The 22,922-nt window shown below is 66.0% G+C and carries 24 protein-coding genes; 10 read left to right on the plus strand and 14 right to left on the minus strand.

Going from position 1 to position 22,922, the window contains the following annotated elements; all coding sequences use genetic code 11:
* The first annotated feature begins 77 nt into the window (after positions 1–77).
* From E6C48_RS11960 to E6C48_RS11975, 4 genes are all read left to right on the plus strand, one after another.
* Positions 78–1,667, plus strand: a complete 1,590-nt coding sequence (locus E6C48_RS11960) for a peptide chain release factor 3 (protein ID WP_136357453.1) — start codon at positions 78–80, stop codon at positions 1,665–1,667.
* Between the two features lie 297 nt (positions 1,668–1,964).
* Complete coding sequence (locus tag E6C48_RS11965; protein WP_136357454.1) at positions 1,965–3,020, plus strand: TRAP transporter substrate-binding protein; 1,056 nt, start codon at positions 1,965–1,967, stop codon at positions 3,018–3,020.
* A 73-nt stretch (positions 3,021–3,093) separates the two neighbouring features.
* A complete protein-coding gene (locus tag E6C48_RS11970; protein WP_136357456.1) occupies positions 3,094–3,636 on the plus strand; it encodes a TRAP transporter small permease in 543 nt (180 codons plus the stop codon).
* Complete coding sequence (locus E6C48_RS11975; RefSeq protein WP_136357458.1) at positions 3,633–5,075, plus strand: TRAP transporter large permease; 1,443 nt, start codon at positions 3,633–3,635, stop codon at positions 5,073–5,075. The genes E6C48_RS11970 and E6C48_RS11975 overlap by 4 nt, the downstream gene beginning before the upstream one ends.
* 15 nt (positions 5,076–5,090) lie before the next feature.
* On the opposite strand, the gene E6C48_RS11980 is transcribed toward E6C48_RS11975, so the two are convergent.
* Genes E6C48_RS11980 through E6C48_RS11995 form a run of 4 tightly spaced genes read right to left on the minus strand, consistent with a single transcriptional unit; the run spans position 5,091 to position 7,851 of the window.
* Positions 5,091–5,462, minus strand: a complete 372-nt coding sequence (locus E6C48_RS11980; protein WP_136357460.1) for a helix-turn-helix transcriptional regulator — start codon at positions 5,460–5,462, stop codon at positions 5,091–5,093.
* Positions 5,463–5,472: 10 nt separating this feature from the next.
* Positions 5,473–6,009 carry a Smr/MutS family protein gene (locus E6C48_RS11985; RefSeq protein WP_136357461.1) on the minus strand — a complete coding sequence of 179 codons (537 nt, stop codon included), beginning with the start codon at positions 6,007–6,009 and terminating at the stop codon, positions 5,473–5,475.
* Positions 6,006–7,112, minus strand: a complete 1,107-nt coding sequence (gene mltA / locus E6C48_RS11990; RefSeq protein WP_136357463.1) for a murein transglycosylase A — start codon at positions 7,110–7,112, stop codon at positions 6,006–6,008. The genes E6C48_RS11985 and mltA overlap by 4 nt, the downstream gene beginning before the upstream one ends.
* Before the next feature lie 25 nt (positions 7,113–7,137).
* The gene (locus E6C48_RS11995; protein WP_136357465.1) at positions 7,138–7,851 is read right to left on the minus strand and encodes a Tim44/TimA family putative adaptor protein; all 714 of its coding nucleotides are present in this window, start codon (positions 7,849–7,851) and stop codon (positions 7,138–7,140) included.
* 163 nt (positions 7,852–8,014) lie between these two features.
* Here E6C48_RS11995 and E6C48_RS12000 point away from each other — a divergent pair, with 163 nt between their 5' ends.
* Both E6C48_RS12000 and secB read left to right on the plus strand, forming a co-directional pair.
* Positions 8,015–8,509: an FxsA family protein gene (locus E6C48_RS12000; protein ID WP_136357466.1), complete on the plus strand. Its 495-nt coding sequence runs from the start codon at positions 8,015–8,017 to the stop codon at positions 8,507–8,509.
* A 123-nt stretch (positions 8,510–8,632) separates the two neighbouring features.
* Positions 8,633–9,130 (plus strand): protein-export chaperone SecB, encoded by a 498-nt coding sequence (gene secB, locus E6C48_RS12005; protein ID WP_136357468.1) that lies wholly within the window; start codon positions 8,633–8,635, stop codon positions 9,128–9,130.
* A 102-nt stretch (positions 9,131–9,232) separates the two neighbouring features.
* Here the strand turns inward: secB and dnaQ are convergent, their stop codons facing one another.
* From dnaQ to E6C48_RS12055, 10 genes are all read right to left on the minus strand, one after another.
* A complete protein-coding gene (dnaQ, locus tag E6C48_RS12010) occupies positions 9,233–9,925 on the minus strand; it encodes a DNA polymerase III subunit epsilon (RefSeq protein WP_136357470.1) in 693 nt (230 codons plus the stop codon).
* A 75-nt stretch (positions 9,926–10,000) separates the two neighbouring features.
* Positions 10,001–10,594 (minus strand): dephospho-CoA kinase, encoded by a 594-nt coding sequence (gene coaE, locus E6C48_RS12015; RefSeq protein WP_136357472.1) that lies wholly within the window; start codon positions 10,592–10,594, stop codon positions 10,001–10,003.
* Positions 10,591–11,439 (minus strand): shikimate dehydrogenase, encoded by an 849-nt coding sequence (locus tag E6C48_RS12020; RefSeq protein WP_136357474.1) that lies wholly within the window; start codon positions 11,437–11,439, stop codon positions 10,591–10,593. The genes coaE and E6C48_RS12020 overlap by 4 nt, the downstream gene beginning before the upstream one ends.
* The gene (locus E6C48_RS12025; protein ID WP_136357476.1) at positions 11,432–12,031 is read right to left on the minus strand and encodes a Maf-like protein; all 600 of its coding nucleotides are present in this window, start codon (positions 12,029–12,031) and stop codon (positions 11,432–11,434) included. Before E6C48_RS12025 ends, E6C48_RS12020 begins: the two co-directional genes overlap by 8 nt.
* A gap of 234 nt (positions 12,032–12,265) precedes the next feature.
* Positions 12,266–13,864: a GMC family oxidoreductase gene (locus tag E6C48_RS12030; protein ID WP_136357478.1), complete on the minus strand. Its 1,599-nt coding sequence runs from the start codon at positions 13,862–13,864 to the stop codon at positions 12,266–12,268.
* A gap of 70 nt (positions 13,865–13,934) precedes the next feature.
* Positions 13,935–14,972, minus strand: coding sequence for an extracellular solute-binding protein (locus tag E6C48_RS12035; RefSeq protein ID WP_136357480.1), 1,038 nt, complete (start codon positions 14,970–14,972; stop codon positions 13,935–13,937).
* A 102-nt stretch (positions 14,973–15,074) separates the two neighbouring features.
* The gene (locus E6C48_RS12040) at positions 15,075–15,863 is read right to left on the minus strand and encodes an ABC transporter permease (protein ID WP_136357481.1); all 789 of its coding nucleotides are present in this window, start codon (positions 15,861–15,863) and stop codon (positions 15,075–15,077) included.
* On the minus strand, positions 15,860–16,759 hold the full coding sequence (locus E6C48_RS12045; protein WP_136357483.1) for an ABC transporter permease: 900 nt from the start codon (positions 16,757–16,759) through the stop codon (positions 15,860–15,862). Before E6C48_RS12045 ends, E6C48_RS12040 begins: the two co-directional genes overlap by 4 nt.
* Positions 16,756–17,847, minus strand: a complete 1,092-nt coding sequence (locus E6C48_RS12050; protein WP_136357486.1) for an ABC transporter ATP-binding protein — start codon at positions 17,845–17,847, stop codon at positions 16,756–16,758. The genes E6C48_RS12045 and E6C48_RS12050 overlap by 4 nt, the downstream gene beginning before the upstream one ends.
* Positions 17,848–17,946: 99 nt before the next feature.
* On the minus strand, positions 17,947–19,077 hold the full coding sequence (locus tag E6C48_RS12055; RefSeq protein ID WP_136357488.1) for a branched-chain amino acid ABC transporter substrate-binding protein: 1,131 nt from the start codon (positions 19,075–19,077) through the stop codon (positions 17,947–17,949).
* 192 nt (positions 19,078–19,269) lie between these two features.
* Here E6C48_RS12055 and E6C48_RS12060 point away from each other — a divergent pair, with 192 nt between their 5' ends.
* The 4 genes from E6C48_RS12060 to E6C48_RS12075 are packed head-to-tail and all read left to right on the plus strand — an operon-like array spanning position 19,270 to position 22,843.
* Positions 19,270–20,175, plus strand: a complete 906-nt coding sequence (locus E6C48_RS12060; RefSeq protein WP_136357490.1) for a branched-chain amino acid ABC transporter permease — start codon at positions 19,270–19,272, stop codon at positions 20,173–20,175.
* Between the two features lies 1 nt (position 20,176).
* A complete protein-coding gene (locus E6C48_RS12065; protein ID WP_136357492.1) occupies positions 20,177–21,367 on the plus strand; it encodes a branched-chain amino acid ABC transporter permease in 1,191 nt (396 codons plus the stop codon).
* A complete protein-coding gene (locus E6C48_RS12070) occupies positions 21,364–22,149 on the plus strand; it encodes an ABC transporter ATP-binding protein (protein WP_230978734.1) in 786 nt (261 codons plus the stop codon). Before E6C48_RS12065 ends, E6C48_RS12070 begins: the two co-directional genes overlap by 4 nt.
* Entirely contained in the window at positions 22,142–22,843 is a 702-nt protein-coding gene (locus tag E6C48_RS12075) for an ABC transporter ATP-binding protein (RefSeq protein WP_136357494.1), read from the plus strand. Before E6C48_RS12070 ends, E6C48_RS12075 begins: the two co-directional genes overlap by 8 nt.
* The last annotated feature ends 79 nt before the right edge of the window (positions 22,844–22,922 follow it).

Consider the following 22,922-nt stretch of genomic DNA (forward strand, 5'->3'; position numbering starts at 1 on the left):
GGAGCCGACGGCCGAAAATTCCTGTTCGACAGGCCAGCGCCCCGCCGCTATAAGCCGCGCGACAACGGATTCCTCACATGGCCGAGACGATTTCCCAGGCGGTTTCGCGCCGCCGCACCTTCGCGATCATCGCCCACCCCGACGCCGGCAAGACGACGCTGACGGAAAAGCTGCTCCTGTTCGGCGGCGCCATCCAGCTCGCAGGCGAGGTCAAGGCCAAGAAGGATCGCATCCAGACGCGCTCCGACTGGATGAAGATCGAGCGCGAGCGCGGCATCTCGGTCGTCACCTCGGTGATGACCTTCGAGTATGGCGACAACGTCTTCAACCTGCTCGACACGCCCGGCCACGAGGACTTCGCCGACGACACCTACCGCACGCTGTCGGCGGTGGACTCGGCCGTCATGGTCATCGACGCCGCCAAGGGCATCGAGCCGCGCACGCTGAAGCTGTTCGAGGTGTGCCGGCTGCGCGACATCCCGATCGTCACCTTCGTCAACAAGATGGACCGCGAGGCGCGCAACACCTTCGAGATCCTCGACGAGATCGAACAGAAGCTGGCGCTCGACACCGCGCCGATCACCTGGCCGATCGGCCAGGGCAAGACCTTTTCGGGCACCTACCACCTGGCCGACAACGCCGTGCGGCGGTCCGACACGGAGACCGGGCGCACGCCGGTCAACGGGCCGGATTCCAACCGCGTCGCCGGCCTGCTGCCCGACAACGAGCGGCCGACCTTCATCGAGGAACTGGAGCTGGCGCGGGAAGCCTGCCGACCTTTCGACCTTGATGCCTTCCGCGAAGGCCACCTGACGCCGGTCTACTTCGGCTCGGCGCTGAGGAATTTCGGCGTCCGCGACCTGATCGAGGGGCTCGGCGCCTTCGCCCCGCCGCCGCGTGACCAGGAAGCCGACACGCGCACGGTGCATGCGACCGAGCCGGGCATGAGTGCCTTCGTCTTCAAGATCCAGGCCAATATGGACCCCAACCACCGCGACCGCATCGCCTTCGTGCGCGTCTGCTCCGGCACGCTGGAGCGCGGCATGAAGGCGAAGCTGGTGCGCACCGGCAAGCCGATGAGCCTTTCGGCGCCGCAATTCTTCTTCGCCCGCTCGCGCGTCACCGCCGACGAGGCCTATGCCGGCGACGTTGTCGGCATTCCCAACCACGGCACATTGCGCATCGGCGACACGTTGACCGAGGGCGAGGAAATCCTGTTCCGCGGCGTGCCGAACTTCGCCCCCGAAATCCTGCGCCGCGTGCGTCTCGGCGACGCCATGAAGGCCAAGAAACTGAAGGAAGCCTTGCAGCAGATGGCTGAGGAGGGCGTCGTCCAGCTCTTCCAGCCGGAGGACGGTTCGCCGGCCATTGTCGGCGTCGTCGGCGCTCTGCAGCTCGACGTTTTGAAGGAGCGGCTTTCCGTCGAATACGGCCTGCCGGTGGACTTCGAAATGTCGCGCTTTTCCGTCTGCCGCTGGATCTCGGCCGACGAGCGTGCGGAACTCACCCGCTTCGTCGAGGGGCATCGCGGCGACATCGCCCGCGACCTCGACGGCGATCCGGTCTTCCTGGCCCAGCACGAGTTCTCGCTCAACTACGAGGCCGAACGCTGGAAGGCCATCCGCTTCGCCGCGATCAAGGACTACCAGGTGCGGGAAGCGGCGTAGCCGATCCCGCGCCTTGACAGCGCCGACCAGCTAAAATTAACGTGTGAAGCAAGGTGCAAACTGTCATCGGAGGACGACGAGATCGCTCCGGGTTGCCGGCGGGGGTCGTCTGTGGCACCAAACGACGCTCGAAGCCGCAAGCCATGCCGGTTGATCGTCCGGAAAGGATGATGCAGGCTGCTTGAACGGTGGCAGCCGTCGAGGGAGGACAACCGGGCAACCGGCCAACAAAACCCGGCGCTTCGTCCGGGTTATCAACGAAATGGCGGCGCCTTGCCGTTTTCCAGGGAGGAAACCATGACACTATCTCGCCGCAGCTTCGTGAAAACCACCGGCGCGCTTCTGGCTGCGCCCGCTCTGCTCAAGAGCGGCATCGCCCGCGCGCAGGATACGGTGACGCTCAAGCTGCACCATTTCCTGCCGCCGGTCTCCAACGTGCACGCCCGCCTTCTGACGCCCTGGGCGAAATCGATCGAGGACGAGAGCCAGGGCAGACTGAAGGTCCAGATTTTCCCGGCCATGCAGCTCGGCGGCAAGCCGCCGCAGCTCTACGACCAGGCGGCCAACGGCGTCGTCGACATCGTCTGGACTCTGCCCGGCAACACGCCCGGCCGCTTCCCCTCCACCGAGGTGTTCGAGCTGCCTTTCGTGGCAGCGGCCGAGGCCAAGGCCAATGCGCCGGCCTGCCAGGAATTCGGCGAGACGCATATCGCCAAGGAGACGGCCGACACCAAGATCCTGTGCTTCTGGGCGCATGACGCCGGCCTGATTCACACCAACAAGGAAATCAAGACGAAGGAAGACCTTGCCGGATTGAAGCTGCGTAACCCGACGCGGCTGGCCGGCGAGGCGCTGACGGCGCTTGGCGCCACCTCGGTCGGCATGCCGGTGCCGCAGGTGCCCGAGGCGCTGGCGCAGCGCGCCATCGACGGCTGCGTCATTCCGTGGGAGGTGGTGCCTTCGGTCAAGGTGGACGAGCTGACCAAGTTCCACACCGCCATCCCCGGCTCGCCGACGCTCTATACGACGACCTTCTTCCTGGCGATGAACAAGGGCAGCTACGAGCGCCTGTCGGACGACCAGCGCGGCGTCCTCGACAAGCTGAGCGGCATGCATTTCGCCAACCTCGCCGGTGAAATGTGGGACACTGTCGGCAAGGAAGTGGGCGACAAGATCAAGGCCGACGGCAAGGGTGTCGTCTCCTCGATTTCCGAGGAAGAGAAAGCCCGTTGGATCGAGGCCACCAAGCCGGTGCACATCAAATGGGTCGAGGACGTCAAGGCCAAGGGGCTCGACGGCGACGCACTGATCAAGACCGCGCAGGAACTGATCGCGAAATACGGCAAGGCGTGACGAACAGCGTGACGGCGCGCCAAACCGGGCGGCGGCGATGCCGTCCTGAGCGCCAGGCGGCAGGGGGTTGACCATGGAAACACCGGCACCCCCTGACAGCGCGCCAGACGTGCGGTGGATCGACCGGCTGGCCGCCGCGCTTGCGGTGGCCGGCGGCACGCTGACATGCCTCGCCGCCGCGCTGGTGACGGTCAGCGTCGTTGGTCGCTGGCTGTTCAACAGTCCGATCCCGGCCGACTACGAAATGGTCGAGATCGCGGTGGGCGTGTCCGTCTTCGCCTTCCTCGGCCAGACGCAAGCGCGCAGCGGCCACATCGCCGTCGATACCTTCACGCTCAAGCTGCCGGCCAGGGTGAACGCGACGATAGACGGCGTCTGGGATCTGGTGCTGGCGGCGTTCCTCGGCTTCTTCGCCTGGGGCCTGTTCGCCGGCGGCATGGATGCGCGCACGAACGGGCTAACGCTGATCCAGCTTCCGTGGCCAGTGTGGCCGGTCTACCTGCTGTGCTCCGTGCTTGCCGGGCTCGCCTGCGTGATCGCGGTGGCGACGGCGATCCTGAAAATCATCCACCGGCTCCCGCCCGCGGTGCATACATCGTCGGAGGTGCGCGAATGAGCGGGTTCTCCATCGCGCTGATCGGCTTCGGCGCCATGCTGGTGCTGATCGCCATCCGCATGCCGATCGCGCTCGCCATGCTGGTCGTCGGCTCCGCCGGTTATGCGTATCTCAACGGCATGCATGCGCTGATCTATTACCTGCGCGTCAATGCCTACAGCCAGTTCGCCAGCTATACGCTGTCGGTCATCCCGCTGTTCATCCTCATGGGTGCGCTGGCGGAGGGATCGGGCATGGCCTCGACCCTTTTCCGCGCGGCGGAACGAAGGTTGGGGCGCGTGCGCGGCGGCATGCCGATGGCGGTGATCGCCGCCTGCACCGGCTTCGGCGCCATCTGCGGCTCCTCGGTGGCCACCGCCGCCACCTTCGGCCGTGCGGCGCTGCCGGAACTGCGCCGCGCCAAGGTCGATCCCGGTTTCGGCACCGGCACCATCGCCGCCGGCGGCACGCTGGGCATCCTGATCCCGCCCTCGGTTATCCTGGTCATCTACGCCATCACAGCCGAGCAGAACATCGCCAAGCTGTTCCAGGCAGCCCTCATCCCCGGACTGATGGCGGCGACCTTCTACTGCATCGCCATCGCCATCATCGTGCGGCGAAAGCCCGAACTGGCGCCGCCGCTGGAGATCACGCCGCCGCAGGCGACGCCCCGCCCGGTCTGGGCACGGCCATTGGGAGCGATCGCGGTGATCGCAGCCATCGGTCTATGGTCGGTCGGCTATGCCAACACCGTCGGCGCGCTGCTGCTCGGCATCGTCGGCCTGGTTTTCCTGCTCCTCGACTTCGCCATCATCCCGGCGGCGGCGGTGGCGATCATCGTGGTCGGCGGCATCTATGGCGAGGTGTTCACGCCGACGGAAGGGGCTGCGGTGGGCGCGGCGACCATGCTGGCGATCGGCGTCGCTCAAGGGTCGCTGGACTGGAAGCGCATCAAGGTGGCTTTCCTCCAGACAGCCGAGACGACCGGCATGATCTTCCTGATCCTGCTCGGCGCGGAAGTTTTCGGCGCCTTCCTGGCACTGACGCAGATGCCGATGGGCCTGGCCGAAATGATCGGCGATTCGGGCCTGTCGCCCTATGCCGTGGTGTGGGGCATGCTGGTCGCCTACATCGTGCTGGGCGCGGTGATGGATGAACTGGCGATGATCCTGCTGACACTGCCGGTGTTCATGCCGATCGTGCTGACGCTGGATTTCGGCATGACCAGCGAAGACGTCGCCATCTGGTTCGGCATTCTGGTGCTCGTCGTCGTCGCCATCGGCCTTGCCGCACCGCCCATCGGCCTCAATGTCTTCGTCGTCAACAAGGTGGCCAAGGACGTACCGATCATCAGCACCTACAAGGGCGTGATCCCGTTCGTGCTGGCAGACCTCATCCGCCTGGCGCTCCTGACGGCCTTCCCCGCCCTCTCGCTATGGCTGGTGCATGTGCTGAACTGACACCGGCCGCGCCGCTCAGGACCGCCGGTTGGCGAGCGCCCGTTTCACGGCGAGCGTCAGCCGCTCTATATCCTCATCGTCCAGCCTGCCGATGTTCTCCGCCAGAAGGTTGGCGAGTTCGGTTGCGGCCGGTGTCAGGCCGGACGTGTCCAGCCGGACGCGCGGATGCGAGGCTTCGGCCAGCCGCTGCAGGTCCTCGGCGTCGTCCCAGATGATGTTGAAGTAACCGATGATCTTCTGGATCAGCGTCCAGGTCGGGATGCCGCGCCGGCCATGTTCCAGCGCCGACAGGTAGGCGGCCGAGACGCCGATGGCCGCGGCCATGTCCTTCTGGCTGACGCCGCGCTCGCGGCGGAGTTCCCGGATGCGTTCGCCGAGCGGCGTCACGGCCTTCTCCTCACGCCTTGACGCGGCGCAGCCGCACATAGAGCGCGCCGGTACCGCCATGGTTGCGCGCGGCGTGGTCGTGGCTGGACACCAGCGGCCGGAACAGCGGCGTCGACAGCCATGCCGGCACCGAACGCCTCAGCACGCCGTCGCCGCCCGAGGACGAGCCCTTGCCGGTGATGACGAGCACATAGCGCACGCCGCCGGCATGGGCGCGGCTGAGGAAGGAATAGAGCAGCGCGTGCGCCTCGTCCTGCGTCAGGCCATGTAGGTCGACGCGCCCCTCGATGGGCATGCGGCCTCTGGCCAGCTTGTCGTGCGTCGGTCGGTCGAGCGCGTGGATAGCGTGGCCGGCGCCGGCTTTTTCGGGCCGTTTCGATGTCGGCGGCGGTACGGGCTCGGACTTGGAAGGCGCCTTTTCCGGTTCCAGAACGACATCCGGCACCTCGACCGAGCGCTTGCCCCGCAGCGGCGTCGCGCTGCGCGCCACCAGCGACCACAGAACCCGATCCTCATCCGTCAGATTTTTTGCCGGCCGGCGGCTCATCCTCCGGCCCTCGAAACAAGCGGGCGCGGCAGCAGCGCATAGAAATCCGCGGCATGGCGCACGACGCCGGCGATCTCACCGGCCGCATCTCCCGAACCGGCGAACAGGTCGCCGCGCGCAGCGCCGACGATGGCCGAGCCTGTGTCCTGCGCGATCATCAGCCGCCGGAAACCGCCGTCGCCGAAAGCCTGCAAGGCCGGCGCGGAAATAAAGAAAGGCGTGCCGAAGGTGTGCAGCAGCCGGTCGACGGCGACCGAGCGGCCGGGCGTCAGCGGCACCTTGGCGGCGGCGACCGGGCCGAGCACCGGATCGTCCACCGGCGCCTCGCGAAAGAAGATGTAGGAGCGATTCTGCTGCAGGATCTCGTCGACGCGGTGCGGATTGTCCCGAAACCAGGCGCGGATCGACTGCATCGTCACCTTTTCCAGCGGGATTTCGCCGAGATCGGCCAGGATTCGGCCCGGCCCGGAAAAATGCTGGCCGGATTTCGCCGCATAGGTGACACGCAGCCGCCGACCGTCGGTCATGGCAAGTCGGGCCGCACCCTGCACATGGATGAAGAAGGCATCGACCTTGTCCCTGAGCCAAGCGATCTCAAGTCCGCGCCCAGCCAGCGCGCCACCTTCGATGGCCGCACGGTCGAAATACTCCACCGGCCCCGGCTGGGCATGGCGGGCGAAGGCGAGATAGGGGTCCATGCCTTGCGGCCGGTTGGTATCGTCGATGTCGATCAGATCGGCCGGTCGCGCCAGCAACGGCACGGTGAATTCGGCCGTACGGACCGCCGAAGCTTCCGCTTCCGGCTCGTAGAAACCTGTGACCAGCCCCCGATCGCCAGTGTCCGGCCTTACCAGCGCGGGTACGAAATGCTGCTCGAAGAAAGCACGCGCCTGCGACCGATTCGGCGCCGAAACGGCTCTTGCCGCCGCATGGCTTTCGGCAAAGGCGATAAGATCGACCCCGAGCGCCCCCGTCCTGTAGGGCTTGGTCAGGACCTGGAAGGCCGAGCGGCGGAAAGCTTCGAAAGCGGGAAGGAGATCGTCGTCCGCCCAACCGGGCAGATCGGCGAAGGAGACGGGCCGGAAAGCCTCGGAGAGCGGCATGGTTGCGGCCCTCCCCTGTGCCCGGCTAGTCCTCTTCCTCGGTGGCGACCAGTTTCCAGTTGGGATCGCGCGAGCGGGTATCGCGTGCGAAGGTCCACACGTCCTTGACCTCGGCGACCGTCTCGGGATCGCCGTCGATGACGGTGCCGGCCTTGTCGCGGGTGGCCGAGATCAGCTCGCTGACGATGCGCAGCGTCACATGCGCCTCCGAGCCCTTCATCTCGGCGGCGACGATGTCGGCCTTGTCGATGCCGACGAAGGAGGACTGCACCTTCTCCGACTTCGCCTCGCGCTCGCCGATTGCCGCGACGAAACCGTCATAGACCTCGCGCGACAGGAGATTCTTGAGCGTCTTGCGGTCACCGTCGGCATAGGCCATCACGATCATCTCGTAGGCCATCTTGGCGCCGTCGACGAAACCCTTCGGCTCGAAGGAAGCCTCGGCATCCTTGATGGCGCGCAGGCCGCGATTGAGATCGGTGTCCGGCTTGGCGACGGCATCGATGGAGGCGTATGCATCGGGCGCCGGCTCGCCCGGCGGGCGCTTGCGCGGCAGGGCGACGACGTTTTCGGGCGCCTGGGGGGCATCCTTGGCGTCCTTCGCGTCGCGGCGGGCGGAATAGGGATCGAAAGGCGGCCGCTCATTGCCGGTGCGACGCCCCAGCACGTTGCGCAACTGGAAAAAGATCACGACCGCCGCGACCAGGAAGAAAATCGTGCCGATGTCGAAAAATTCCATCTCTGCGCCAATCAATCCGTGGAGCGCCCGGCATGGCGTCCATTCAACAAAGCATATAGAACGCGGCTCACAATCATTCAAATCAAAGCCGGATATGCCTATCTAACGGCTTCGACGCCGGCAGCAAGCGGCTTTCGGCACAACAAGCGATAGCGGACAGAGCGTGCGCATTTCCTTCCTCCCTTTTTTCCTGCTGGCTTTGCCGCTGATGGAGATCGCCGGCTTCGTCGTCGTCGGCCGTCAGATCGGCGCGCTGGCGACGGTCGGCCTGGTGCTTCTGTCCGCCGTCGCCGGCGGCCTGCTCCTGCGCCACCAGGGTTTCGGCGTCATGGCGCGCATCCGGGCCGAGACGGAAGCCGGCCGCGACCCCAGCCGCCATCTCGCCCATGGCGTGATGATCGTGGTCGCCTCGATCCTGCTCATCGTGCCGGGCTTCATCACCGATATCGCCGGCCTTCTCCTGTTCCTGCCGCCGGTGCGCGACCTCGCCTGGCGCCGGCTCAAGGACCGCATCACCGTGGTCGGCGGCTTCGGCATGGGGCCGGGACGCGGGGGCGGCCCCGGCCGGCGGCCGGAACGGACGATCGATCTCGACAGCGACGAGTTCTCGCGCAAGCCGAACCCGGATTCGCCCTGGCGCCGCCTCGGCGACGAGTGAGCGCCGCCGTTCGGCGACAGTAGCGGCCGAACCTTGTGTTGTCAGGCCGGGCGTGATAGCGAACCCCCGGATTCACCGGGTCTTTCGGCCCGTATACACCACGTTCGACAAGGAAAAGGGCTCATGGCCGAAACCAACGAAGCACCGACGGGCGCCGCAGCCAACGGCAACGGAACGCAGCCGACGCTCAACGTGCTGGCGCAGTATGTGAAGGACCTTTCCTTCGAGAGCCCCGGCGCGCCCAACTCGCTGCGCGGCCGCGACAAGGCTCCCGGCATCGCCATCAACGTCAACGTCAACGCTAACCCGCTGTCCGACAAGCAGTTCGACGTCAACCTGACGCTGAACGCCAAGGCCTCGTTCGACAAGGATGTGCTGTTCAACGTCGAGCTGGTCTATGGCGGCGTCTTCAACATTGACGGCTTCCCGCAGGAGCACATGCTGCCGCTGCTGTTCATCGAATGCCCGCGCCTCCTGTTCCCCTTTGCGCGCCAGATCATCGCCGAGGCGACCCGCAACGGCGGCTTCCCGCCGCTGATGCTCGACCCGATCGATTTCGCGCAGATGTTCCAGCAGAAGCTGGCCGAGGACCAGGCAGCCTCCAAGGTCAAGGCAAGCTGACATCTCTTCGACCGACGAAAGAAAAACCCGGCCTCGCGCCGGGTTTTTTGTCTTTGACATCGATAGTTCGAGAAGCGGAAGGCTCCGTTTCGGGTTTCTGCCTTACTGCCGCAGCCAGAGCGCCTTTTCGCCCAGCGTCTCGACCATTTTGGCGTGCGCAGCGCGCTCGGCCTCGCTGAGGCGTGGCGCCAATGGCACCGGTCGTGCAGCGACGACGATTTCCACTGTCGCCTGCACGGCAATCGCGTCCGGACGGGCGGCGCTATCCAGGATAAGCGCGGCCTGCTTGCCGCCGATCAGTTCGATATAGACCTCGGCCAGCAGTTCCGAATCGAGCAGCGCGCCGTGTTTGGTGCGATGGCTGTTGTCGATGCCATAGCGGCGGCACAGCGCGTCGAGCGAATTCGGTCCCATCGGATGCTTGCGGCGCGCCAGCGCCAGCGTGTCCACCACGCGCTCTTGACTCACCGCCGGATGGCCGAGGCGGGCAAACTCGGCATTGATGAAGCCCATGTCGAAGCCGGCATTGTGGGCGACCAGCTTGGCACCGTCGATGAAGGCGAGGAATTTCTCAGCCAGATCGCCGAAGGTCGGCTTGCCGACCAGCTGCTCGGCGCCGATGCCGTGCACGGCCTGCGCCTCGGGGTTGATCGCGCGGCCTTGCGGATTGATGTAGTGATGGAAGGTGCGGCCGGTCGGGAACCGGTTGTCCAGCTCGACGCAGCCAAGCTCGATGATGCGGTCCTCGCGGGCGTCGAGGCCGGTGGTTTCGGTGTCGAAAATGATCTCACGCATCGAATCGCTCCGGGCCCAAGATGGAGTCTCGGCCTGCCGGGCGCAAGATCGATGAGGATTTGTCCACGGCAGCCGTCAAGCCGGCTGCCCGCTCGTCAGCGCGGCGACGATCCGTTCCACCGCGGCGCGCGTCACGTCGAAGCCCCGGCTTGTGTCGATGACGAAATCCGCCTGCCGGCGCTTCTCGGCGTCCGGAACCTGCCGGGCCAGGATGGCCTCGAATTTCTCCGCCGTCATGCCGGGCCGGGCCAAAACGCGCTCGCGCTGCACGGCGGCCGGCGCGCTGACGACAGCGACCTTGTCGACGCGCCCGCGCCCGCCCGTCTCGAACAGCAGCGGGATATCGAGCACGACCAGCGGCGCGCCGGCGGCGCGATGGCGCGCGACGAAAGCGTCGGCGTCGGCGCGCACCAGCGGATGGACGATGGCTTCGAGCGCTTTCAAGGCGGTCGGGTCGGCAAGCACGCGGGCCGCGAGGCGAGTGCGGTCGACCACCCCATCCACGACCATGCCGGGAAAGGCCACCTCGATCAGCGGCACTGCCTTGCCGGCATAGAGCCGATGCACCGCCTCGTCGGAATCGTGCACCGGCACGCCGGCCTCGGAAAACATCCTCGCCGTCGCCGACTTGCCCATGCCGATTGAACCGGTGAGGCCGAGCACGATCATGCGGCGGCCCCGAGATCGGCGACGACCAATGCCCGCAATTCCGGAGTCACCCTCGGTCGGACACCGAACCAACGCTCGAAGCCGGGCACGGCCTGGTGAAGCAGCATGCCCAGCCCGTCCACCGTCTTCAGCCCACAAGCGCGCGCGGCAGCCAGCAGCGGCGTCTCCAGCGGCACGTAGACGATGTCAGTGACGACGGCATGGGCGGGCAGAAGCGCCGGATCGGCGGGCAGTTCTTCCTTGCCCTTGCCCGCCATTCCGACGGAGGTCGTGTTGACGAGCAGGCCGGCATCGCCGAGCAATTCCGGCACGGCCTCCAGCGGATGAGCTGTGACGCCAGCGCCGAAGCGGTCGCGCAGTTCCTCGGCGCGGGCAAGGGTGCGGTTGGCGATGCGGATGTTGTTCGCCCCGCGCGTCTTCAGCGCGTGGATGACGGCTCGCGCAGCACCGCCGGCGCCGAGCACGACAGCCGCGCCGTTGCCGGTCCAGCCGGGGGCGTATTCGTCGAGGTTGGCGGCAAAACCGTAGGCGTCGGTGTTGCCACCGGTCAAAAGACCGTCCTCGAACCACAAGGTGTTGACGGCGCCGATCAACTCGGCCGCCTCATCGCGGCGCCCCGCTCCGGCGAATACAGCCTCCTTGTGTGGAAGCGTGACGTTGCCGCCGCTGAAGCCATTCCCACGCAAACCGGCGAGAAAGGCGGAGAGGTCCGCCGGCGCAACGTCGATGGCCTCGTAGCTGCCGGCGATGCCATGGGCGGCCAGCCAATGGCCGTGGATCTTCGGTGAGCGTGAATGGGCGATCGGATGGCCGATGACGAAGGCCCTTTTCCCCGGCTCAGCCATCGATGGCCCCGAGGCGGCGCAGTTCGCCAAGCACCGCCAGCAGCGGCAGGCCGACGATGGTGAAATAATCGCCTTCGATCTTGTCGAAAAGCTGGATGCCCTCGCCTTCGATCTGGTAGGCGCCGACGCTCTGCAACGCCCTGGTGCCGACGCGCGCCAGATGGCGGCCGATGAAGGCGGGATCGAGCTTGCGCATGGTGAGCGCGGCGACGCCGACATGGCGCCAGACCACGGTGCCGTCGCGCGCCAGCACGGCGGCGCTGTTCAGGTGATGGGTCTTGCCGGACAGCGCCAAAAGATGACGGCGGGCGCCTTCCATGTCGGCCGGCTTGTGAAAGATTTCATCGCCCAGCGACAGTGTCTGGTCGCAACCGAGCACCAGCCGGCCCGGATGCTTTTCCGAAACGGCGACCGCCTTGGCCTCCGCCAGCACCAACGCGACATCCTCCGCCGACGCGCCACTGTCCTTCAGCGGGGCCTCGAGCGCGCGCTCGTCCAGATCGGCGGGGATCGCTTCGACCGCGACGCCGGCGTTTTCGAGCATGGCCCGGCGAAACGGGCTGCCCGAGGCGAGGATGAGTGTTTCGGCCATGATGCGCTCCGTTGGCTCGGTTCGGCTGCGTGGGGCCGGCTTGGGCTCCCTGCCATGGCTCCTTAAAGCATTTCGGCCAGAGATTGAAACTGCCGTTTCACGGTGCGGGCCCTGTCACAGGCCGGCTCCGTATCACCATCGCGGTATCTGCGAAAAGTTCGACATTTCCACCGAGCGGGAGCCGTTCCTGCAATTCTTCAAATTCATGGCGCGGGAATAGGCGCGAGCCGGAGCCTACCTGCTCAGGATCATTTCCGCGGCACGCTGGCCGATCATCATCGACGGGGCGTTGGTGTTGCCGCCGATCAGCGTCGGCATGACGGACGCATCGGCGACGCGCAGCCCGTCGATGCCGCGCACCTTGAGCGTCGCGGGATCGACGACCGCCATGGCGTCGGTGCCCATCTTGCAGGTGCCGACCGGGTGGTAGACGGTCAGCGCCTCGGCGCGCAGATAGGCGAGGATCTCGTCGTCCGTGCGGACGTCCCTGCCCGGCAGCATCTCCTTGCCGCGTATGGCGTCGAACACCGGCGAAGCGAAGATCCGGCGCGCCACCTTGATGCCCTCGACCAGGACTTTGGCGTCCTGCTCGTCGGAGAAGAAGCGATGGTCGATCAGGACCTTACGCCCGTCTCCGCCAGAAAGCCGGATTTCGCCGATGCTTTTCGGCCGCAGCACGCAGGTGTGGATGGCATAGCCGTGGCCGTATTCGACCAGCCGGCCACGGTGGCTGCGATAGCCCGGCACGAAGTGGAACTGGATGTCGGGGAGCCCGTCGGCATAGCGCGTGCGGGCAAAACCGCCGGCCTCGACATAATTGGTAGTCAGCATGCCCTTGCGCCGGGCGAAATAGCTGAAGGGCGCCGCCAGCATCCTGGGCAGGTTCTGCACCGACAGGCCGAGCGTGAGGCTGCTCGACGACCGCACGGTAATCATGCCGTCGACGTGATCGCGCAGGTTCTTGCCGACGCCGGGCAGGTCGAGCACCGGCTCGATGCCGATCTGCCGCAGCTCCGCCGCCGGTCCGATGCCGGAGGCGAGCAGCAGCTGGGGCGAGTTGATCGCCCCAGACGACAGCACGATCTCGCGCGTGGCGGTCAGCGCCCATTCGCCACCGTCCTGCCGCACGCGCAGGCCGGTCGCGCGGCCGTCCGCCACGATGATCCCGGCGACCTCGCAGCTGCCGAGCACGGTCAGGTTCGGCCGGTCGAGAACGGGCCGGACGAAGGCGGTGTAGCTGCTGAAGCGCTGGCCGCGATCCTGCGTGACGTTGTAGACGCCGAGCCCGAACTGGCTCTCGGCGTTGAAGTCGCGATTCTCCGGAAGGCCAGCATCGGCGCCGGCCTTGACGAACATGGCCGACAACACGTTGGGGTCGCGCGGGTTGTCGACCAGAAGCTCGCCGCCGGTGCCGTGGAAGCGCGGATCCTGGCCGAGCAGGTTGCGCTCCAGCTTCTTGAACACGGGCAGCACGTCGTCATAGGCCCAGCCGGCGCAGCCGAGCCCGGCCCATTCGTCGTAGTCCTGTGCCGCGCCGCGGATATAGACCATCGAATTGATCGACGACGAGCCGCCCAACGCCTTGCCGCGGTTGACCGGTATGGAGCGGTTGTTCAGCTGCGGCTGCGGCACGCCGAAATAGCAGTAGTCGTAGTTCGGATTGCCGTAGAGCGACAGGATGCCGGCCGGGACCCTGACGCGCAGGCTGTCGTCGCTGCCGCCCGCCTCGATCAGGCAGACGCGCGCGGCCGGATCGGCGCTGAGGCGGTTGGCCAGCACGCAGCCGGCCGACCCCGCGCCGACGACGATATAGTCATAGCTATCGCTTGGCACCCGGCCCTCACCAGTTCGATGCTTCGCCTAGGCAGAAGCCGGGAGCGCGGACGATCCTGGCCGACACGCGCTATTGCAGAAGCTGCGTCCAGACCTTGGTGACGAGTTCCTGCGCCGCCGGCGAACAGGCCTGCCCCATCTTGACCGGCACCGTTGGGAACAGCTCAGGCGCGTTCTCCTTGTTGTAGAGCGCCTTGGCCGGATCGACCTTGATCGGCGAGGAATGGCCGTAATAGTTGTACTGCTCGGTGGCGTTGTCGAGCTGGGTCATGAAGTCGATGAACTTCTTGGCGTTGTCGAGATTGGCCGCGCCCTTCGGCACGGCATAGGAATCCAGCCAGCCGACCAGCCCTTCCTTCGGCATCGCATATTCGACGTTGGCATGGTCGTTGCGGCGCAGGCGCATGGTGTTGCCGTCCCACCAGAAATGCGCCGCCACCTCGCCGCTGCCGACGCGGTTCTCGATGTTGTCGCTGGAATAGGCGGCAACGAAGGGCTTCTGGGCCTGCAGGAGGTCCAGCACCTTCTTCATCTCCTGCGGGTCCTCGCTGCAATAGGGGATGCCGAGATAGTTTTCAGCCGCCGGGATCACCTCGTCCGGCTGCGCCAGGCTGGCGATCTTGCCCTTCAACTCGTCGGACGGCTCGAAATAGACCTTCCAACTATCGACCGGCCCCTTGTAGAGGTCGCGGTTGACGGTGAAGCCGGCATTGCCGAAAGCGAGCGGCACCGAATAGTTGCCGGTAGGGTCCCACCACTGCTTCTGCCAGTCCGGCAGGATGCGCTCGAAGGACGGCAGCGAGGACGCGCCGATGTCCTCCAGCAGGCCGCTGTCGACCATGATCTTCACGAAATGCTGCGAGGGCGTGACGATGTCGTAGCCGGACGAACCGGCCTGCAGCTTGGTCAGAAGGTCCTCGTTGGAGGAGAAGGCATCGACGGTGACCTTGATGCCGGTTTCCTTCTCGAACTTCGCCACCATGTCGGGCGAGATCGAATCCGCCCAGGCATAGATCGAGAGGCTGCCGTCGGCCCGCGCCGATCCGGCAAAGGCGAGGCCTGCCGCCGCAACGGCCGCGAGCAACGAGATGGAGGTTTTTCTGGTCATGGTTTTCCCCTGGAAGTTCTTGTCCCGGAGGGGACGATAGCAAACGCCTTGCATCGATAAATTTGAATTGCCCGACGCGCTGCTTAGGAAAAAGCTCGCTCCTCAACGCCGGCGCTGCACCAGGAAGGCGACCGTCGCCAGGACGACGGAGACGATCATGATCAGCGTCGATATGGCGTTGAGCTGCGGCGACACGCCCTGCTTTATCAGCGAGAAGATGTAGACCGGCAAGGTGGTGGCGCCGCCGGAATTCAACAGGTTGCTGGTGATGAAATCGTCCATCGAGATGACGAAGGCGAGCATCGCCCCGCTGAATACGCCCGGCATGATCAGCGGCAGCGTCACGCGCCGGAACGCCACCCAGCCGGACGCGTAGAGATCGCGCGCCGCCTCCTCCAGGTCGGCGTCCATGCCTTGCAGGCGCGCGCGGATGGGCAGGAAGGCGAAGGGGATGCAGAAGGTGGTGTGGGCAATCATCAGCTTCAGCAGGCCGCTGGTCAGGCCGAGCTCGGAAAACAGGATCAGCACGGCGACGGCGACGACGATCTCCGGCAGCAGCAGCGGCAGGTTGACGATGGTCTCGGAGGCGCGGCGGAAACGCACTTGCCTGCCGCGGACGATCACAAGGGCGGCCATCAGCGCAACGACGATCGACAGGGTGGTGGCGACGGCGGCGACCAGCAGCGACGTCTTGACCGCGCCGACGAGGGCCGCGTTCGACAGGGCGGTCGAATACCAGTGCAGCGAGAAGCCGCCCCAGTTGGCGACGATGCGGTTGGCGTTGAAGGAATAGAACACCACCACCGCGATCGGCAGGTAGAGATAGACGAAGAACAGCACACTCAGCGGGCCGAAGCCGGGATAGCGCCGCACGTCCGAATTGCCGCTCATGCCGCCGCCTCCGCTCTTTCCCTGCGGATCGCACGCAGGCCGCGCCAGACGAGGAAGACGAGCACGGCCGCCATCAGCACGATGGAGATGGCGGCGCCCAGCGGCCAGTTGCGGGCGGCGCCGAACTGCAGCTGGATGAGGTTGCCCATCATCATCGTCTTGCCGCCGCCGAGCAGGATCGGCTCCAGCACCGCACCCAGGCAGGGCACGAAAACCAGGATGGAGCCGGCCATCATGCCCGGCCGGCAGAGCGGCAGGATGACCCTGCGCAAGGTCGTCAGCCGGCTTCCATAGAGATCGTGCGAGGCCTCGACCAGCGCCGGATCGAGCTTTTCGATCGAGGCGAAGATCGGCAGGATCATCAGCGGAATATAGGAGTAGACGAGGCCGATCAGCATGGCCGTGTCGGTGAACAGCAGACTGCCCATGTTATCGACCAGTCCCAGCGCGTGCAGGGTCTTGGCGATGACGCCGTCGTTGCCGAGGATGATGATCCAGGAATAGACGCGCACGATCATCGACACCCAGAAGGGCAGCGTGACCAGATAGATCAAAAGCATCTTCGCCGTCGCCTTCTGCAGCGAGATGAAATAGGCCACCGGAAACGACAGGAGCAGGCAGATGAAGGTGGTCGCCGCGGCCAGGATCATGGTCCGGGCGACGACGATCAGATATTGCGGGTTGAACTCCAGCTCGCCGGTCCAGCCCTCGTTGAACAGGATCTGCCGGTAGGGCGCGGTGGTGAAGACATAGTCGAAGCCGCCATAGGGGCCGCGCGTCGAGAACGACACCAGGACGATGATGCCGACCGGCACGATCAGCGTGGCGAGCATGATCAGTTGCGCCGGCAGCAGGCCGAGCACGTTCCAGCGGGCGTTTCTCGCCTCGGCGTTCATGCTCCCAGGATCCTAACGGATTCGGCGGCGAAGCTCACCTTGATCGGCTGGCCGACTTCGAACATGCGGCCGCGCGAAGCGGCGTTGCGCTTGGAGACGCGCAGCTTCGCGGCACCCGTATCGACGACATAGTAGGTGTAGCCGCCGAGATAGTTGGCGCCCTCGATGGTGCCGTCGACAGCGATCTGGCCGGGCCGCGCCGGCAGGCTGATCTTTTCCGGACGGATCGACATCCAGGCCTGCCCGCCTACCGCCGCCCGCTTCTGCGGCGCGCTGAGCGTCACGCCGAGCGGCGTCGAGACCGTTGCGTTGTCGCCGTCCACGGAAAGGACGCCGGCTTCCAGGAAGTTGGTTTCGCCGATGAAGTCGGCGACGAAGCGGTTGGACGGCTCCTCGTAGATTGCGGCCGGCGTGCCGATCTGCTGGATCTCGCCGTCGCCGAGCACGCAGATGCGGTCCGACATGTCCAGCGCTTCTTCCTGATCGTGGGTGACGAAGACGAAGGTGATGCCGGTCTGGCGCTGCAGCGTGCGCAACTCGTCGCGCATCGCCTGCCTGAGCTTGAGGTCCAGCGCCGACAGCGGCTCGTCGAGCAGCAGCACTTCCGGCTCTGGGGCCAGCGCCCTTGCAAGCGCGATGCGCTGGCGCTGGCCGCCCGAGAGCTGCTGCGGCCTGCGTGCCGCGAACTGCTCCATGTGCACGAGACGCAGCATGTCGGCGACGCGCGCCTCGCGGCGCTCCTTCGCCCAGCCGAGGTTTTCCAGCCCGAAGGCGACGTTCTGGCTGAGCGTCATGTGCGGAAACAGCGCGTAGCTCTGGAACACCGTGTTGACGCGGCGCTTGTGCGGCGGCAAGCCCCTGATGTCGGCGCCGCGCAGCAGGATCTCGCCGCCGGAAGGTTGTTCGAAGCCGGCGATCATGCGCAGCAAGGTTGTCTTGCCGCAGCCCGAAGGCCCCAACAACGTGAAGAACTCGTTCTCGCGGATGTCGAAGGTGACCGGCTTCAGCGCCTGATAGCTGCCGAAGCTCTTCGACACGCCCCTGATCTCGACGGCCTTGGCCTGCTCAGACGAGCCGTTGTTGTCCATGCGGTTGCCCCCGACAGGGATGGGATCGCCCAAGAGGTGCGGCCCCGAAAAACGGACCGCACCGCCCTATCGGGCGGCGCGGCTTCGGTTGCTGGCAGGTTATTGCTTGACCCACTTGCCGTCCTTGACGGCGTAGGTGTCGATGACGACGTTCATCTCGATCTGGCCGTTCTCGTCGAAGGAGATGTTGCCGAGGATGCCGTCGTGATGCATCTCGCGGATTGCCTTGCTCAGCGCCTCCTTGTCCTCGATGCCCTTTTCCTTGATCGCCTCGAGCAGGATCTGGGCGGCCTCATAGGCGTATTTCGCATAGGAGCCGGCCGGCTCGGCATACTTCTTGGCTTCATAGGCCTTGTAGAAGGCGTCGAGCTTGGGGTTGTTCTGGTCCGCCGGGATGCCGACGATGGTGCCTTCGGCCGCCTTGCCGGCGATCTCGATGAACTTCGGATCGTAGATGCCGGAAATGCCGTACATCGGTAGCGAGCCCATGCCGAGATCGGCCATCTGGCTGCGCACCAAAGCTGCTTCGGTCACCACGCCGCCGAAATAGACGGCGTCGGGCGACGCCGCCTTGGCCGTCGTCAGCATGGCGCGGAAATCGGTGGTGCCGACCGCCGCCGCGTCGGAAAAGACGATCTCGCCGCCGGCGGCCTTGAAGAAGTCGCCGAACCACTTGGTGTTGGCCGCGCCATAGTCGGTGGTGTCGGAAATGATGGCGATCTTCTTGACCTTGCCCTCCTTGGCGATCGCGTCGGCGAGCGGCTTGTTCTCATTGACGAGGGTCGGCGTCACCCGCGTGACGTTGGGCATGTTCTGGTCGGTGATTTTCGGGCTGACCGCGCCCCAGACGATGAAGGGCATCTGCGCGCGGTTGAAGATCGGCATCGTCGCCAAGGCCACAGGGCTGTTCCAGTGGCCGGTCGCGGCGACGACGGCCGGATCGTTGATCAGTTTCTGCGCGGCCGAGACGCCGACGGCGGGATCGGAAGCGTCGTCGAGCACGACGGCTTCCACCTGATGCGGGTAGCCGCTTTCGTTGGCCTGGTCGATGGCGAGCAGGAAACCGTTGCGGGCGCCGAGCCCCTGCTGGGCGTTGCCGCCCGAAAGCGGCCCGATGAAGCCGAGCTTGATCTGGTCGGCTCGGGCCTGGGCAACGCCCAGCGAGACGGCGAGCACGGCGCCGGCCAGCATCGACGAGACACGAATGAACACGGTTCTCCGGTTCTGCATAGTTCCACCTCTTTTTAGATTATCGCCGCCAGCGTAGCGGCCCGTCCGATCCCGAATGTCGGTTGACGCTAAAGTATGGGCGGGCGCGGGGATGCGAAATTCGGAAATTGCGATCCGTGACTTCGGAGATTCATTATGTGCGCCCGTATGCACGGCTGGTATTCCTGCCGGCTCCAATCGGAAATGTGGCGCATGGCGGAACTGCTCATCCAGCAAGGCCTGAACTGGATCACCCTCGGCTGCATCTATGCGCTGCTGGCGATCGGCTTCAGCCTGATCTTCGGTGTCCTCAACGTCATCCACTTCTCGCATGGCGACGTCGCCATGACGGCGCCCTTCATCTGCCTGGCGCTGGCGACCGCCTTCGGCGCGACGAGTCCGACCTGGCTGGTTCTCGCGCTGGTCATCGCGATCCTCGCCGTCGGCCTCATCGGCGTCGTCCTTGACCGGGTCGTCATCCGCCAGTTCCGCGACGCGCCGGCGATGATGGCGCTGGTGTCGACGGTAGCGCTCGGCATCGTCATCCGCGAATCGATCCGCCACCTCTATCCGGAAGGCTCGAACCCGCATGCCTTCCCGCGACTGGTCTCGGGCGTCGCCTTCGAGATCGCCGGCGTGCCGGTGAACTGGTTCGCGCTGCTGGTGACGGTGCTGACCGTCGTTTTGATCGGATTGCTGTTCGTCTTCCTGCGCATGACGCCGCTCGGCCTGCGCATCCGGGCCGCCTCCGAGGACCGGGTGGTGGCGCGCATGATGGGCATCCGCGACGGGCGCGTCTTTCGCGCCACCTTCTTCATCGCCTCCGCCATCGGCGCCATCGCCGGGTTGCTGTTCGCCAGCTATGCCGGGGTGACGCGCTTCGATTTCGGCATCATGGCCGGCCTGCTCGGCTTTTCGGCGGCGGTGATCGGCGGCCTGGGTTCGATGCCGGGCGCCATCCTCGGCGGCCTCATCATCGCCGGCATCGAGGTGCTGGCGCAGACCTTCGTGCCGGACGGCGCCTCCTACCGCCTCGTCTTCGTCTTCGTGCTCGTCATCGTGGTGCTGGTCTTCCGCCCCGCCGGCCTGCTCGGCCGCCCCCTCATGGAAAAGGTGTAGCATGCAGGCCGAAGCTTCCGCCGTCGCGGCTTCCCCGGCAACGCCAAGCAAGGCGGCGGCCGCCGCCTTCGTCGTCCTCTCGCAACTCGGCGGCGCGGCGTTCCTCTATTTCCTGCTGAAGGCCGACGGCGGCTGGCAGGTCGTTGGCCTGCTCGCCGTGCTCGGGCTTGGCTTCACTCTTCTGGAAAAATTCCCGCAGGTCGCGGAGTTCGCCAGGGCGAGCCTCGCCAGCCTGCCGCTTCTCACTATCGCGGTGGCGGCCGTGGTGGTCGTGGCGTTTCCGTTCGCCGTCGGCTCCAACACCTACATGCTGCACCTTCTGATCGTGGCGCAGCTCTACGCCGTGCTGGCGCTGGCGCTCAACTTCCAGCTCGGCAGCGCCAATATTCCCAATTTCGCCACCGGCGCCTCCTACGGCATCGGCGCCTATGTCTCGGCGCTGCTCGCCATCAACTTCGGCCTGAGCTTCTGGCTGACGCTGCCGCTCGCGGCGCTGGCCGCGACGCTGTTCGGCTTCGTCATCGGCATCCCCTCGATGCGGACGCGCGACACCTATCTCGCGCTGGTCACCATCGCCTTCGGCGTCGTGGTGCAGCAGCTTCTCAACAATTTCGATTTCACCGGTGGCCCCAACGGGCTGGTCGGCATTCCGGCGCCAAGCCTGTTCGGCCATTCCTTCGCCGACCCACTGGTGATCTTCGGCCACAAGCTACCCAGCCAGGCCAATTTCTACTATCTCTCGGCGGCACTGGTGGTGGTGGCCATCGTCACCGCGCACCGGCTGCACGGCTCGCGCATCGGACTTGCCTGGAACGCGCTGCGCGCCGACGAGATCGCGGCGCGGGCGCAAGGCATCAACGTCGCCTGGTTCAAGGTGCTGGCCTTCGCGGTCGATGCCTTCCTCGCCGCCTTCGCCGGCACCATCTACGCCTTCTATGTCTCCTACATCTCGCCCGACAACTTCACCTTCCTCGTCTCCGTCACCATCATGACGATGGTCATCGTCGGCGGCATGGACAACATCTTCGGCGTCATCGTCGGCGCCTTCCTGCTCACCATCCTGCCGGAAAAGCTGCGCGCCTTCTCCGACTACCGGCTGCTGTTCTTCGGCGTCGTCATCATCGGCTTCCTGATGATCCGGCCGCAGGGCCTGTTCCCGCAGCGCATGCGCAGCTACGGAGGCCGTTCGTGAGCGCGCTTCTGACGGTCGAGGGCGTCACCATGCGCTTCGGCGGGCTGGTGGCGGTCAACAACGTCGGCTTCTCGCTGGCGAAGGGCGCGGTGCTTTCGGTGATCGGCCCGAACGGTGCCGGCAAGTCGACGCTGTTCAACGTCATTACCGGCGTCTACAAGCCGACCGCCGGCACGGTGACGTTCGCCGGCGCCGAGATCACCGGCAAGCCCGCCTACGACGTCGTCGAGCGCGGCATCGCCCGCACCTTCCAGTCGTCGCGCCTGTTCGGCGACCTCAGCGTGCTCGACAATGTCATCATCGGCATGCACACGCGCACCCGCACCGGTGTGCTCGACGCGCTGTTCCGTCCCGCGGCATCGAAGCGCGAGATGGCCGCCTGCGTCGCCAAGGCCGAGGCGCTGCTCAAGGCCGGCTCCGGCGACCTCTACGACCAGCGCTACCGCCCTGCCGGCGCGCTGGCGCAGGCCGACCGGCGGCGGCTGGAGATCGCCCGCGCGCTGGCCTCCGAACCGAAGCTGCTTTTGCTCGACGAGCCTTCCGTCGGCATGGACGAAACAGAGACGGACGCCCTGGTCGCCGACATCAGGCGGCTGCGGGTGGAAAATCCGGAGCTGGCGGTGATCCTGATCGAGCACGACATGCGGGTGGTCGAGGCCTTCCCCGACAACGTCATGTGCATCGACTACGGCAGCAAGATCGCCGAAGGCAGCTTCGCCACTGTCCGCAGCGATCCGCGTGTCCAGGAAGCCTATCTCGGAAAGGCGGCGGCCGATGCTTGAGCTGAAGGACGTGGACACCGCCTATGGCGCGGTGCCGATGCTGCGCGGCGTCACCATCAGCGTCAGGCCCGGTGAACTGGTCTGCCTGCTCGGCCCCAATGGCGCCGGCAAGACGACGACCTTCATGACCGTGTGCGGCGTCGTCAAGGCGCAGCGCGGCAAGGTCGAGGTGATGGGCAAGGACATCGCCGCGCTCGGCACGGAAAACCTTGCAGCGCTCGGCGTCGGTCTCGTGCCGGAAGGGCGGCGGCTGTTCCCCGGCCTGACCGTGCAGGAGAACCTGCGCCTCGGCTACGACGCCGTTTCCGGCAGGGGACCCGATTTCGAGCCCCAACTGGAAAAGATGTGCGCGCTGTTCCCGCGCATCCGCGAGCGGCTGCGCCAGGCGGCGGGCACGCTCTCGGGCGGCGAGCAGGCAATGGTGGCGCTGGCACGCGCGCTGATCGGCGAGCCGAAGATGGTGGTGATGGACGAGCCGTCGCTCGGCCTGTCGCCCAAGCTGATCGGCGAATATTTCGAGATCACGCAGGAAATCCACCGCCACGGTACCACCGTGCTTCTGATCGAGCAGAACGCCGAAATGGGGCTCGGCATCGCCGACCGCGGCTACGTGCTGGTCAAGGGCAAGGTGGCGCAGGAGGGACCGGCCAGGGAGCTTCTGGCGTCGAGGACGGCGCGCAGCCTCTACCTTTAGTCCGGACCGGGATTTTCGCTCCGGCCGGCATTTAGGGACAGGCTAACCACTGACACGTGAAATCGTAATTTTCGCCGTC

This window comes from Ollibium composti (assembly GCF_004801285.1).
GTDB classification, from domain to species: Bacteria; Pseudomonadota; Alphaproteobacteria; order Rhizobiales; family Rhizobiaceae; genus Mesorhizobium; species Mesorhizobium composti.